The sequence below is a fragment of the Actinomadura geliboluensis genome (genome assembly GCF_043197915.1).
GTDB lineage: Bacteria > Actinomycetota > Actinomycetes > Streptosporangiales > Streptosporangiaceae > Spirillospora > Spirillospora geliboluensis.
In genome coordinates, this window is record NZ_JBICUA010000019.1 from 108756 (window position 1) to 121170 (window position 12415).

8 protein-coding genes are annotated in these 12415 nt (G+C 74.5%); 7 read left to right on the forward strand and 1 reads right to left on the reverse strand.

Annotated elements, in window-relative coordinates; all coding sequences use genetic code 11:
* The first annotated feature begins 1 nt into the window (after position 1).
* From ACGFI1_RS41520 to ACGFI1_RS41550, 7 genes are all read left to right on the forward strand, one after another.
* Positions 2 to 949, forward strand: a complete 948-nt coding sequence (locus ACGFI1_RS41520; protein WP_392793154.1) for a helix-turn-helix transcriptional regulator — start codon at positions 2 to 4, stop codon at positions 947 to 949.
* A 318-nt stretch (positions 950 to 1267) separates the two neighbouring features.
* On the forward strand, positions 1268 to 2542 hold the full coding sequence (locus ACGFI1_RS41525; RefSeq protein ID WP_392793155.1) for a phosphodiester glycosidase family protein: 1275 nt from the start codon (positions 1268 to 1270) through the stop codon (positions 2540 to 2542).
* Positions 2543 to 2608: 66 nt separating this feature from the next.
* Positions 2609 to 4156 carry a TIGR02677 family protein gene (locus ACGFI1_RS41530; RefSeq protein WP_392793157.1) on the forward strand — a complete coding sequence of 516 codons (1548 nt, stop codon included), beginning with the start codon at positions 2609 to 2611 and terminating at the stop codon, positions 4154 to 4156.
* The gene (locus ACGFI1_RS41535; protein ID WP_392793159.1) at positions 4153 to 5367 is read left to right on the forward strand and encodes a TIGR02678 family protein; all 1215 of its coding nucleotides are present in this window, start codon (positions 4153 to 4155) and stop codon (positions 5365 to 5367) included. The genes ACGFI1_RS41530 and ACGFI1_RS41535 overlap by 4 nt, the downstream gene beginning before the upstream one ends.
* Before the next feature lie 5 nt (positions 5368 to 5372).
* Entirely contained in the window at positions 5373 to 9428 is a 4056-nt protein-coding gene (locus tag ACGFI1_RS41540) for a TIGR02680 family protein (protein WP_392793160.1), read from the forward strand.
* Positions 9425 to 10675, forward strand: coding sequence for a TIGR02679 family protein (locus ACGFI1_RS41545; protein ID WP_392793162.1), 1251 nt, complete (start codon positions 9425 to 9427; stop codon positions 10673 to 10675). Before ACGFI1_RS41540 ends, ACGFI1_RS41545 begins: the two co-directional genes overlap by 4 nt.
* Positions 10672 to 11592, forward strand: coding sequence for an SEC-C metal-binding domain-containing protein (locus tag ACGFI1_RS41550; RefSeq protein WP_392793163.1), 921 nt, complete (start codon positions 10672 to 10674; stop codon positions 11590 to 11592). The genes ACGFI1_RS41545 and ACGFI1_RS41550 overlap by 4 nt, the downstream gene beginning before the upstream one ends.
* 3 nt (positions 11593 to 11595) lie before the next feature.
* Here ACGFI1_RS41550 and ACGFI1_RS41555 read toward each other — a convergent pair whose 3' ends face one another.
* Positions 11596 to 12375 (reverse strand): NYN domain-containing protein, encoded by a 780-nt coding sequence (locus tag ACGFI1_RS41555; RefSeq protein ID WP_392793165.1) that lies wholly within the window; start codon positions 12373 to 12375, stop codon positions 11596 to 11598.
* Positions 12376 to 12415: the final 40 nt, after the last annotated feature.

Consider the following 12415-nt stretch of genomic DNA (forward strand, 5'->3'; position numbering starts at 1 on the left):
CGTGTCCCGTCCCGCGACGCGTGTCCTGGCACTGCTGGAGATCCTGCAAGACCGCGGCCTGGTGCCCGCCGACGAACTGGCCCGCCGTCTGGACGTCGACGCCCGCGCCGTTCGCCGCTACGTCACCGCCCTGCGCGACATGGACATCCCCGTCGAGTCCGTCCGCGGACGCTACGGCGGCTACCGGCTGGCCCGCGGCGTGCGCCTGCCGCCTCTGCTGCTCGCCGACGACGAAGCGGTCGCCGTCGCGGTCGCGCTGGCCACCGGCAAGCAGCACGAACAGGTGGGAGAGCCCGGCCCGACCGACCGGGCGCTGGTCAAACTCAACCGCGTCCTTCCTACGCCGCTGCGCCGGCGCGTCGCCGCGCTGATCGCCGCCACCTCCGCGACGACAGGCCCGCTGACCCCTGAACCCCACCTGGCGCTGACGCTCGCCGCGGCCGTCCACGCCCGCCGCACCGTCCGGATCGAGCACACCCGCGGCGCACGCGAGGTCGACCCGTACGGGCTCGTCGTGCACGCACGCCGCTGGTACCTGGTCGGCCACGACCATCTCCGCGCCGCCATCCGCATGTACCGCCTGGACCGGATCAGCGACGCCGCCGAACTGCCCGGCACATTCACCCCGCCCGACGGATTCGACCCCGTCACCCATGTACTGCGCACATTGACGCTCGGCGCCTGGACCCACCGCACGGAGGTATGGCTCGACACCGACCTGGACACCGCCCGCGACCATCTGCCGGCCACCTTCGGCGACCTGCACGCCTGCCCTGACGGCGGCGTGCTCCTGGTCAGCGGCGCGGAGGACCTGCCCGCCATGGCACGCATCCTCACCGGCCTGCCCTGGCCCTTCGCCGTCCGCCATCCGCCCGCACTGGTCGCGGCGCTCGCCGATCACGTCACCGCGCTCACCCTGGCCGTCGCCCGCTCCCGTCCCGCACCGTAGCCGCCGGCGCCCGGCATCCCCGCTGCGCGGCGGCGTCAAGGCCGCTGCTCTCGTCCGCGAAACAGCGATCTTCCTGCAACGGGCGCGTTGGTCCAGGCGAATGTCCAGGCATCGGCGACGCCGCACTGTGGATGGCGATCCGAGCCCACACGGCCTTGCCCTCGCCGACCGCGAACCATCCGCGGCCGCCGGACGCGAATGCCTGGACGAGGACGAGCTCGTTACGGGGTCTTGCGGGAGTGTTCACCTGCGGCGGGTGGGCGCTTCGCCGGGGACGCGTCATGATCATCGGGCTGGTGATCGCTGAGAGGGGCGTCGATGCGCGGGATCGTGGCCGGGATGATCGTGGTCGGGCTGGTGGGGGCCGGGGCCGTCCCGGCGGTCGCGGAGTCGGGGCCGGTGGACGGGGCCGGGTCCGGGGAGCGGCCGGACGTGCGGGTGCGGGCGCTGCCCTCGTCCGAGGTCGGGCAGGTGCGGTTCACCTCGTCGGAGCGGACCGCGCCCGGCGTCACCTTCCGGACGTTCGAGACGTCCGGGACCGGCGGGCGCGTTGTGGGCGACCTGCTGGACGTCGATCTGCGCAGCCCGAAGGTCTCCGTCGGGCTGCTGCGTCCGCCCGTGGTCGCGGCGCGCCGGACGGTGTCGGAGATGGCGGGCGCGCAGCACGCGGTGGCCGGGGTGAACGGCGACTTCTTCAACATCAGCGAGACGCATCCGGGGGTGCCGCCGACCGGGTCTTCGTCCGGGCCGGCGGTGGACGGCGGCCGTCCGCTCAAGGGCGCGGTGCCGGACGGGCAGCGGTTCGGGCCGGGGCTGCCGCCCGGCACGTCCACCGAGGACGTCATCGGCGTCGGCCGCGACCGGCGCGGCCACGTGGCGCGGCTCCGCCTGACCGGCACCGTCCGGTCGGGGAAGAAGTCCATCGCCCTGCGCGGGCTCAACCAGTACGCGCTCCACGTCGGCGGGGTCGGCGCGTTCGACTCGCGGTGGGGTGAGGTCTCCCGGCAGCGCGCCGTGTGCGGGACGGACGAGGTCCGCAGCGCCCCGTGCAGCACGAACGCCGCCGAGGTGACCGTGCGGCGGGGCGTGGTGACGGGCGTGTCCGACACGGTCGGCGCGGGCGCGATCCCCTCCGGGACGACCGTGCTGGTCGGGCGGGAGAAGGGCGCGGACGCGCTGCGCCGGCTCCGGCCCGGCGACCGGGTGCGGGTGTCGTACCGGTTCACCGGCCCGGTCCGCTTCCGGTTCGCGGTCGGCGGGTTCCCGATCCTGCGGGACGGCGAGCCGCTGGACGGCCTGAGCCCGAACGGACCGGCCCCGCGCACCGCCGCCGGGGTCAGCCGCGACGGCCGGCGCCTGTACCTCGTCGTGGCGGACGGCAGGTCGGAGCGGAGCGGCGGCCTGACGGTGGCCGAACTGGCGTCCCTGTTGAAGAAGGTCGGCGCCGACGACGCCGTCAACCTGGACGGCGGCGGCTCCACGACGTTCGTCTCGCGCGTCCCGGGCGGGCAGGCGGCGACCGTCCGCAACAGCCCGTCGGACGGGACGGAACGCGCGGTCGCCAACGGCATCGGCGTCTTCAGCGCCTCCTAGCCGCGCTTCCCGTCCCGATGGCGGGAGTCGGCACGCGCATCCCCTCCCGGCCCCCACAATGGTGCGGTGACCGATCTGGACCCGGGGCCGGACGAGCCGCAGCCATTCGCCCATCTGAGCGCGCCGAACGCGCCCGTGTACCGGGACGTGCTGCGCTCGTTCGCGCGGGCCAAGGAGCGCTTCATCGTCCACCTGCGTCCCGAGGACGTGGCCGCCGAGCTGCGCCGCGACGGCGACGAGCAGCTCGCGCAGGCCCTCGACAAGCTTGTCGAGTGGGGCAACCTGCGCGCCGACGCCGACACCGGACGCGTCACGACCGTCGAGGACTTCCACCGCAAGCGGTTCCTGTTCCAGCTCACCGCGGCCGGACACGCCGCCGAGCAGGCCATCGCGTTCTACGAGGACGCGATCGGCCGCCGCGGCGTGCTCCAGTCGGTGGCTCTCACCGACATCGCCGACCGGCTCGCGGGCCTCGCGGCGCTCGCGGACGAACCCGATCCCGACCCGGCCAAGGTCCACCTGCTGCTGCTGACGCTGGCCGAGCGGTTCTCCTCGCTGGCCGACAACGCGCAGGCGTTCATGGCGTCGCTGCGCCGGGCGATCGACTTCTCCGACGGAGACGTCGACGGCTTCATCGCCTACAAGGAGCGGCTCATCGACTACATCAACCGGTTCATCGCCGATCTCGCCAACTCCGGTGCCCGGATCGCGGCGCTGCTGGACGATGTGGAGGCGCGCGGACACGAGCGGCTGCTGACCGTGGCGGCGCGGCGGGAGGCGTCCGACGCGGTGCCGGAGGGCGCGGACGCCGCCGAGGCGTTCGGCCGCGCGGAGGCCGCGGCGCTGGAGTCGTGGCGCAACCGGTGGCGGGGCCTGCGCGACTGGTTCGTGTCCGGCGGGACGGGCCGCCCGTCGCAGGCGCGGCTGCTGCGGCAGTCGGCCGTGACGGCGATCAAGCAGCTGGTCGACACGGTGGGGCTGCTGAACGAGCGGCGCTCGGGCCGGTCGGACCGGTCCGCCGACTTCCGGACGCTGGCCCGCTGGTTCGCGGACGCGCCGGACGCGGAGGCCATGCACCGGCTGTGGCGGGCGGCGTTCGGGCTGACGTCCGCGCGGCACCTGACCGTCACCGCCGCGACGGTGGCGGCGTGGGAGGAGGACGCGCCGCAGGGGCTGCCGTGGGCGGACGCAACGCCGGTGCGGATCTCGCCGCAGCTGCGCCGGACCGGCTCCTACGAGCGGCGCGGCAAGCCCAACCGCGTGCAGGACCGGTCGGAGCTGCGCCGGATGCTGCGCGAGCGCGCCGACCGGGAGGCGGCGGAGACGGCGGCGGCGCGGGCGCGGCTGCGCACCGGCGGCCCGGTACTGCTGTCGGAGCTCGGCGTGCTCGACCCGCGGGCGTTCCGGCTGTTCCTGGCACTGCTGGGCGACGCGCTGGCCGCGCGGCTGCCGGGCGACACGGAGGTGAAGGCGCTCACCGGGGACGGGTCGATGGAGGTGCGGCTGTCACTCGTCCCGGACGGCGGCGAGATCCGCATCGCGACCGAGGACGGCGTGCTCACCGGCCCGGAGCACGTCATCGAGATCACCGATCTGAGCGGGGGCGGAACGTGAGCGACGACGACCTCGCGCGGCGCCGGTCGGCGCTGCGGGCGCTGCTGAAGCGGCCGCTGCTGACGGTCGAGTCCGGTCCGGAGGACCTCGTCCTCGTCCGCCGGTACCAGTCGGAGCTGCGGGACTGGCTGAACCGGGAGACGGGCTGGCGCCTCCATGTGGACGCCGAGACGGCCCGCCTGTTCAAGACGGCGCCGACACTCGACGACGGGACGCATCCGGCGCGCGGCAGGGCCGGGGAGCCGTTCGGGCGGCGCCGCTACGTCGTGCTGTGCCTGGCGCTGGCGGTGCTGGAGCGCGTCGATGCCCAGACGACGCTCGGCCGGCTCGCCGAGGAGGTGCTGAACGCCGCCGCAGAGCCGGACCTGGCGTTCCCGTTCACCCTGGACAGCCGGGCGGAGCGCGCCGATCTGGTCGCGGTGGTGCGGCTGCTGCTCGGCTGGGGCGTGCTGCGGCGGGTGTCAGGAGACGAGGAGTCGTACCTGTCGGCGTCCGGGGACGTCCTGTACGACGTGCGCCGGGTCGTCCTCGCGTCGCTGCTCACCGGGGTGCGCGGGCCGTCCACGGTCACCGCGGCGGGGTTCGAGGAGCGCCTCGCCGAGCTGACCGACGAGCCCGTCCCCGATACGGACGAGCTGCGGAACCGGGCGCTGCGGCGCGGCCTGACGCGCCGGCTGCTGGAGGATCCCGTGGTGTACTACGACGACCTGGACGACGCCGAACGCGGCTACCTCGTCTCCCAGCGCGTCGCGATCACCCGCCGGATCGAGGAGGCGACAGGTCTCGTGCCCGAGCTGCGGGCGGAGGGGATCGCCATGGTCGATCCGGACGACGAGCTGACCGACGTGCGGATGCCGGAGCAGCGCACCGACGGGCACGTCACGCTTCTGGTCGCCGAGTACCTGGCGGGACGTGCGGAGGCCCGGCGGGACGAACTGGAGGCGTTCGTCCGGGACGCGGCGGCGCGGCACAGATCGTTCTGGCGCAAGGGCGTCACCGAGCCGGGCGCCGAGTCCGAACTCCTGGACATCGCGCTCGGGAAGCTGGCGGCGCTGCGGCTGGTGGAGGTGCTGCCGGGCGGGCTGGTCCGGGCACGTCCCGCGATCGCGCGGTACGCCGTCGAGGAACCGACCGTCCGGGAGCCAGGGCGGTCGCCGGGGGGCGCGGGGGGGCGTCCCCCCACAGGGAACACGAGAAGGGCCGTGGGATGAGCGGGATGCCCCTGCCAGCGTCCGAGCGCTGGAAGCCGCTGCGCGCCGGGCTGGTCGACATGTTCTACTACGACGTCGAGGAGTTCCGGTTCCATGACGGGCGGCTGCTGCTGCGCGGCAACAACGGCACCGGCAAGTCGAAGGTGCTGGCGCTGACGCTGCCGTTCCTGCTGGACGGCGAGCTGTCCCCGCACCGCGTCGAGCCGGACGGCGACCGGCAGAAGCGGATGGAGTGGAACCTGCTGCTCGGGGGGAGGCATCCGCATCCGGAGCGGCTCGGCTACACCTGGCTGGAGTTCGGCCGGCTCCACCCGGACGGGACGCCGGAGTACCGGACGCTCGGCTGCGGGCTGAAGGCGGTGAAGGACCGCGGCATCGTCCGGCACTGGTTCTTCGTCACCTCGCAGCGGGTCGGCGCCGGTCTCTCCCTCGTCTCGGAGACCGGCGTGTCGCTGACGCGGGAGAAGCTCCGCGAGGCGGTGGACGGCCACGGCATCGTCTACGACCGGGCGTCGGACTACCGGCGGGCCGTGGACGACGCGCTGTTCGGGCTGGGCGAGCACCGGTACGAGGCGCTGGTCAACCTGCTGATCCAGCTTCGCCAGCCGCAGCTGTCGAAGAAGCCGGACGAGCGGCTGCTGTCGCGGGCGCTGACCGAGGCGCTGCCGCCGCTCAGCCCCGCACTGATCACGACGGTCGCGGAGGCGTTCCGCGGCCTGGACGAGGAGCGGGACGCGCTGCACGCGCTGGAGGAGGCGCACAAGGCCGCCGGCGACTTCCTCCGGCACTACGTGCGTTATGCCCAGATCGCCGCGAAGCGGAAGGCCGCCGGCCCGCGCCTCACGCAGAGCAGGTACGAGCACCTCAACCGCGACCTCACCGAGGCGGAGACGCGGTTCGCGGCGGCCGAGACCGAGTTGGCCGAGGTGGCGGGGCTGCTGGACGGGCTGGCCGCGGAGAAGACCCGGCTGGAGGCGCGCCGGCGGGCGCTGGAGACCAGCCCGGAGATGCGCGACGCCGAGCGCATCGGGCAGATGGGCGAGGAGGCCCGCCGGCGCGACGCGCACGCGAAGGCGCGGGAACGCGACCGCGACGAGCTGTCCGGGGAGGTGGCGCGCAAGCAGGCCAGAGCGGAGACGACGCGGTCGCGGGCGGAGGATGCCGAGTCGTCCTTCGACACCGTCCGGGACCGTTCGGCGGCGCTGGCGGCGGCCGCCGGATTCGGTCCGGCGCACGCCTCCGCCATGGACGGCTGGGAGGCCGGCCTCACGGAGGCGCGCCGCGCGACCGGCGCGCTCGCCGACGACCGGTCCCGTGCCCTCACCGAACTCGACCGGCTGATGGCGGCGGTCACCGCCGCGCGGACCCGGCTGGAGACCGCCACCGCCGAGGCGGAACGCCTGGTCGGCGAACTGCAGGCGGCGGCCGAGCGGATCTCCGCGGCGGAAACGGAGACGCGGGCGGGTGCCGCGGACCTGCTGGACGCCTACGTCGCCTACCTGGCCGGGCTGGTCGAGATCCGGGTGGACGACCCCGACGCGGTCCTGGCGAAGCTGGAGGGGTGGGCCGAGACCGCCGACGGGCGCAATCCCGCGGCGACCGCCGTGGACGACGCCGCCCGCGAGGCCACGGCCGCGCTCGGTGGCCGGGTCGCGGACGCGGAGTCCCGGCTGCGGGCCGAACGCGCCGCCGAGACTTCGCTGCTGGAGGAGATCGGGCGACTGGAGGCGGGCGGGCACGACGTCCCGCCCGTCCCGTACACGCGCACCGCCGCGCGGGAGGGCCGGCCGGGCGCGCCGCTGTGGAAGGTCGTCGACTTCGCCGAGACCGTGCCCGCCGACCACCGCGCCGGGCTGGAGGCCGCGCTGGAGGCGTCCGGCATCCTCGACGCCTGGGTGACGCGGGACGGCGCGCTGCTCGGCTCGGACGACGCGTTCCTGCTGACCGGGGAGGCCGTTCAGGGGCCGTCGTGCGCCCTGGTGCTGCGTCCCGCGATCGACCGCGCCGACCCGCAGGCGGCCGCGCTCACCGCCGACGCGGTGCGGGCCGTCCTCGCCGGGCTGGGGCTCGGTCCGGGCGCGCGGACGTGGGTCGCGGTGGACGGCCGGTGGGCGAACGGCGTCCTCGGCGGTTCCTGGCGCAAGGACAGCGCCGACTTCATCGGCGAGGGCGCCCGCGAGGCGGCCCGCCGCGCCCGCATCGACCGGCTCCGCGCCGACCTCGCCGAGACCCGGTCCCGGATGGCGGCGCTGGGCGCGGAGCTGGACGGCCTGGCGGCGCGGCGGGAGACGCTGGCCGCCGAGCACCGGGCCGCTCCCCGCGACACCGCGCTGCGCGAGGCCCACGTCCGGCTCGCCGGCGAGCACCGCAGGCGGCGGGAGCTCGACGGCGAGCACACACGCGCGGAGGAGGCCGTGGCACGGCGCCGCGAGGAGGTCTCGGCGGCGGCGGAACGGGTCGCCGAGTTCGCCTCCGACGTCGGCCTGCCCGACGGCGGGCCGGAACTCGCACGGGTGCGGGAGGCGGTCGGCGGGTACCGGATGGCGCTGGCCGAGCTGTGGCCCGCCGCGCAGACCCTGCTCGCGGCGCGGGAGTCGGCCCGGGAGGCGGCCGAGGAACTCGCGCGCGTCCGGGACCGGCTGGCGGAGGCCGCGGAGCGGGCCGCGGAGGCGCGCGGGCAGGCCGATGCCGCCGCCGAGGCGCACCGGGCGCTGGTCGAGACGGCGGGCGCCGCCGTCGACGAGCTGTTCCGGCGGCTGGAGGAGGTCAAGGGGGCCATCACCGACCGGGAGGTAGCCGAGTCGCGGGCACGCGACCGCGAGCGGTCCGCGGTCGCGGAACGCGGCAAGGCCGAGGAGGCCCGCGACAGGCTGCGCGAGCAGATCACCGAGGCGGCCGAAGTCCGCGACGGGGCCGTGGCGGACTTCCGCGCGTTCGCCGCGACCGGCCTGCTGGCCGTGGCCGTGCCCGCTTTGGACGTCCCGGACCCGGCCGAGGAATGGGCGCCCAACCCGGCGGTCCTGCTGGCCCGCGCCGTCAACACCGAACTCGACGCGGTCGACGACGGCGACGGCCCGTGGGACCGCGTCCAGAAACGGGTCTCCGAGGAGCACAAGCTGCTGTCGGACGCGATGTCCCGGCACGGGCACTCGGTCGGCCTCACCGTCCACGACGGGGTCATGGTCGTGGACGTGCTGTTCCAGGGCCGCACCCGCGACGTCCCCGGGCTCGCGGACGCGCTCCAGGCCGAGACGGAGCAGCGCGCCCGGCTGCTGTCGGCGCGCGAGCGGGAGATCCTGGAGAACCACCTGCTGAACGAGGTCGCGGGCACATTGCAGGAGCTCATCGCCGCCGCCGAGGACGAGGTGCGGGAGATGAACGCCGAGCTGACGTCCCGCCCCACCTCCACCGGGATGCGGCTGCGGCTCGTCTGGAAGCCCGCGAAGGACGCCCCTGAGGGCCTCGGCCGCGTCCGGGAGAAGCTCCGGCAGACCATCGACGCCTGGTCGGCCGACGACCGCGCCGCCGTCGGCCGGTTCCTGCAGGAGCAGATCGCGCGCGAGCACGCCGACAACCCGGCGTCCGGCTGGACGGAGCAGCTCACCCGCGCGCTGGACTACCGGTCGTGGCACGCGTTCACGATCCAGCGCCTCCAGGACGGGCAGTGGCGTCCCGCGACCGGCCCCGCGTCGGGCGGCGAACGGGTGCTCGCCGCTTCGGTCCCGCTCTTCGCGGCGGCTTCCGCGCACTACAAGTCGGCCGGCAACCCGTACGCGCCCCGGCTCGTCGCCCTGGACGAGGCGTTCGCGGGCGTGGACGACGACTCCCGCGCCAAATGCCTCGGCCTGCTCGCCACCTTCGACATGGACGTGGTCATGACGAGCGAACGCGAATGGGGCTGCTACCCGCAGGTGCCGGGCCTGTCGATCTGCCAGCTGTCCCGCCGGGACGGCATCGACGCGGTCCTGGTGACGCCGTGGCGCTGGGACGGCCGCGAACGCACGCGCGCCGACCTGCCCGTCCCCGAACCGGCGACCGGGCAGGCGAACATCTTCGAATGACGGACACCGACCGCCTCCGCCGCCTGCTCGGCGGGCCGGACACCGCCTGGCTGGTGCGGCGCGTCCGCTCGCGGCTGGAACGCGGCACCCCGCTCACCGGGAAGGTCACCCTGGCGCGGGCCACGGCCGCCGAACGCCGCGCGGCCGAGCTGCTGCTCGGCCGCCGCGCGGGCTCCGGAACGTCGCTGTCGGTTCCGCTCCCCGAGGTCGACCGCGTCCTGCGCGCCAGCGGCGCGTCCCCGGACGGCCTGGCCGCCGCCGTCGAACTCCTGGACGGCCCCGTACGCGACCTGACCCGCGAGCACGCCGCGATCGCCGCCGCGTGGCGGGACGCCTTCGCGCCGCTGGACGACGCCCTCGCCGCCCGCCCCGAACTGGCCGAATGGCGCGCCTGGCTGGACGCGACCGGCGTCGTCCGGCGCCTGACGTCCGGCCCCGCCGAAGCCGGGGACGTGCTCCGCCGCCTCGCCGCCGTGGTGCGCCGCCTCCCGTCCCCGGACATCCCCCTCGGCCAGTTCGCCGCCGAGACCTGCGGGCACGCCCACGCCTTGGACGACGGCCCGCTCGCCTCCCTGGCCCTGTCGTCCGCACGCGCCCTCACCGGCCGACCGTTCCGCGCGGACGGCGGCGCCGAGGCCCGCCGCGAAACCTGGGCGGCCGTCGGTGTGCACCTGGACGAACTCTCCTCGACCGTCCTGTGCCTGGGCCTGCCCGGCGACGCGCACACCCCTATGGGCCGGATGCTCGCCGCCATGCGCGGCGAACCCGTGTCGCTCACCCTCCGCCAGCTGCGCCGCCACACGGCCCCCATACGGGCAGGCCTCGTCCGCATCTGCGAGAACCCGGTCGTGGTGGCCGCCGCGGCCGACGCGCTGGGTTCCGCCTGCCCGCCGCTCGTCTGCTGCAACGGCCGTCCGTCAATGGCGGTCTGGCGCCTGCTGGAACTCCTCGCCGGAGGCGGCGCAGAGTTCGCCTACCACGGCGACTTCGACTGGGGCGGCGTGGCGATCGCCGCCGCCGTCCACGCCCGCATCGGCTGGCGTCCCTGGCGCTACGACGCGGCCGCCTACCTCAAGGCGACCTCGGACACACCCCTGGCGGGCCGTCCGGTCGCGACCCCCTGGGACCCGCCCCTGGGCACCGCGATGCAGGACCGCGCCGTCCGCGTGGAGGAAGAGCAGGTTCTCACCGACCTCCTCACCGACCTGGCCTCTGACGACATCGACGCTTATACGCTCTTCTCGTGAAGGACTCCAAGGAGCGGGCACGGGCTTTCGCCCAGCAACTCGAACGCGACGCCGCGAAGTATCCGGACGAACGCGCGGAGATCCTGCTGGAGGCGGGCGGCCAGTGGTCCTTGGCAGGCGAGCGCCACCGGGCACTGCGGATCTACGACGACGTCATGGCCATGGACGCGGGCGAGGATTCACAGTTCGCCGCCGCGGAGAAGATCTCCCTGCTCGCCGAGCTGGGCCGTACCGACGAGGCGGAGGCGCAGATCATCCGGCTCGGCAGGGCCCGCGTCCACTCGGGGCCGGCCCAACTGGTCGCGGAGTTCCTCGAAGAGCAGGGACGACTCGAGGAGGCCCTCACCTGGTTCAACACCGCGTGCCGCGACCTCATGGCGGACGACGGGGAACTCGCCGAGGCCGAGCTGTTCCTCCGGCCCGAGCTGCGCGGACGCCAGCGCGTCCGCCAGAAACTCGGCCTCCCGCCCGACACGCTCGACCTGCACACCGAGGACGAGCAAGCCGAAATCGACGAACTCTTCAGAAAGGCCGCGGCCCCGTCCCAGCCGAACGCGGGCTCGTTCTTCGTCCGGTCGGACGTCGTACGCGCCTTCGCCGAGGGCCTCGTCCACGGCACCGCCCCCACTGACGCGTCCGGCTATTTCCGCGACGTCGAACGCGGCTGGCGCGCCTCCCTCGACGAACTCGACGCGTCCAAACTGCGCGTCCTCCCCACGATGGTGGACGACCTCCTCAAGTACGCGGACGACCACGACCGCGACCCGAAGGAGAAGCAGACCCGCACCGACCATCTGAGGGACCGCATCCGCGAAGGCGCCCCCACCCTCGACTGGCCCCCCGAACGCAACGCCCCCTGCTGGTGCGACTCGGGCCGCAAGTACAAGAAGTGCTGCGGCTCCCCCACCAACCGCTGAGGCTCAGGAGCCGGGTTTGCCGTCCTGGTGGCGTTTGTCGCGGACGTAGATGGTGTTTCCCTTGCCGTCGCCGGGACCGCGGCGGTCCAGGACGAACAGGGTCGTCGCGGCGATCAGCTCGCTGAGCTTGCTGTAGCCGTAGTTGCGGGAGTCGAACTCGGGGCGCTGCTTGGTGATGATCTGGCCGACGCTGCCCAGGGCGGCCCACCCGTCCTCGTCGGACGCGGCGTCCACGGCGTTGCGGAGAAGGTTGACGAGCGCGGTGTCCCGCTTCAGCTTGGCGGCCGGCGTCGGGGGCGCCGGCTTGAGCGTCTCGGCGGCCGGGGTGGCCGGGCCCTGGTCGTACAGCAGGTTCTCGATGTAGATGAACTTGTCGCACGCCGCCACGAACGGCTTGGGCGTCTTGCGCTCCCCGAACCCGTAGACGGTCAGCCCGGACTCCCGTATCCGCGCCGCCAGCCGGGTGAAGTCGCTGTCGCTGGACACGATGCAGAACCCGTCGAAGCGGTCGGAGTACAGCAGGTCCATCGCGTCGATGACCATCGCCGCGTCGGTGGCGTTCTTGCCTGAGGTGTAGGCGAACTGCTGGATCGGCTGGATCGACTGGTCGAGCAGGTGCTCCTTCCAGCCCCGCAGGTTCGTCCCCGTCCAGTCGCCGTAGGCGCGCTTGACGTGTGCGGTCCCGTACTTGGCGACCTCGGCCAGCAGCCCCTCGACGACTCCGGGCTGCGCGTTGTCGGCGTCGATGAGCACCGCCAGCCGGTCGGCGTTCTCGTTCACCATGCCGCACGCCTCCTCACGGTCTCCGCCGGGTGGGAACCCG

What these genes read in the sequence shown, in the direction of transcription:
- ACGFI1_RS41525 (WP_392793155.1), top strand. Translation starts at nt 1,268, where the DNA reads ATGCGCGGGATCGTGGCCGGGATGATCGTGGTCGGGCTGGTGGGGGCC.
- ACGFI1_RS41540 (WP_392793160.1), top strand. Translation starts at nt 5,373, where the DNA reads ATGCCCCTGCCAGCGTCCGAGCGCTGGAAGCCGCTGCGCGCCGGGCTG.
- ACGFI1_RS41545 (WP_392793162.1), top strand. Translation starts at nt 9,425, where the DNA reads ATGACGGACACCGACCGCCTCCGCCGCCTGCTCGGCGGGCCGGACACC.
- ACGFI1_RS41555 (WP_392793165.1), bottom strand. Translation starts at nt 12,375, where the DNA reads ATGGTGAACGAGAACGCCGACCGGCTGGCGGTGCTCATCGACGCCGAC.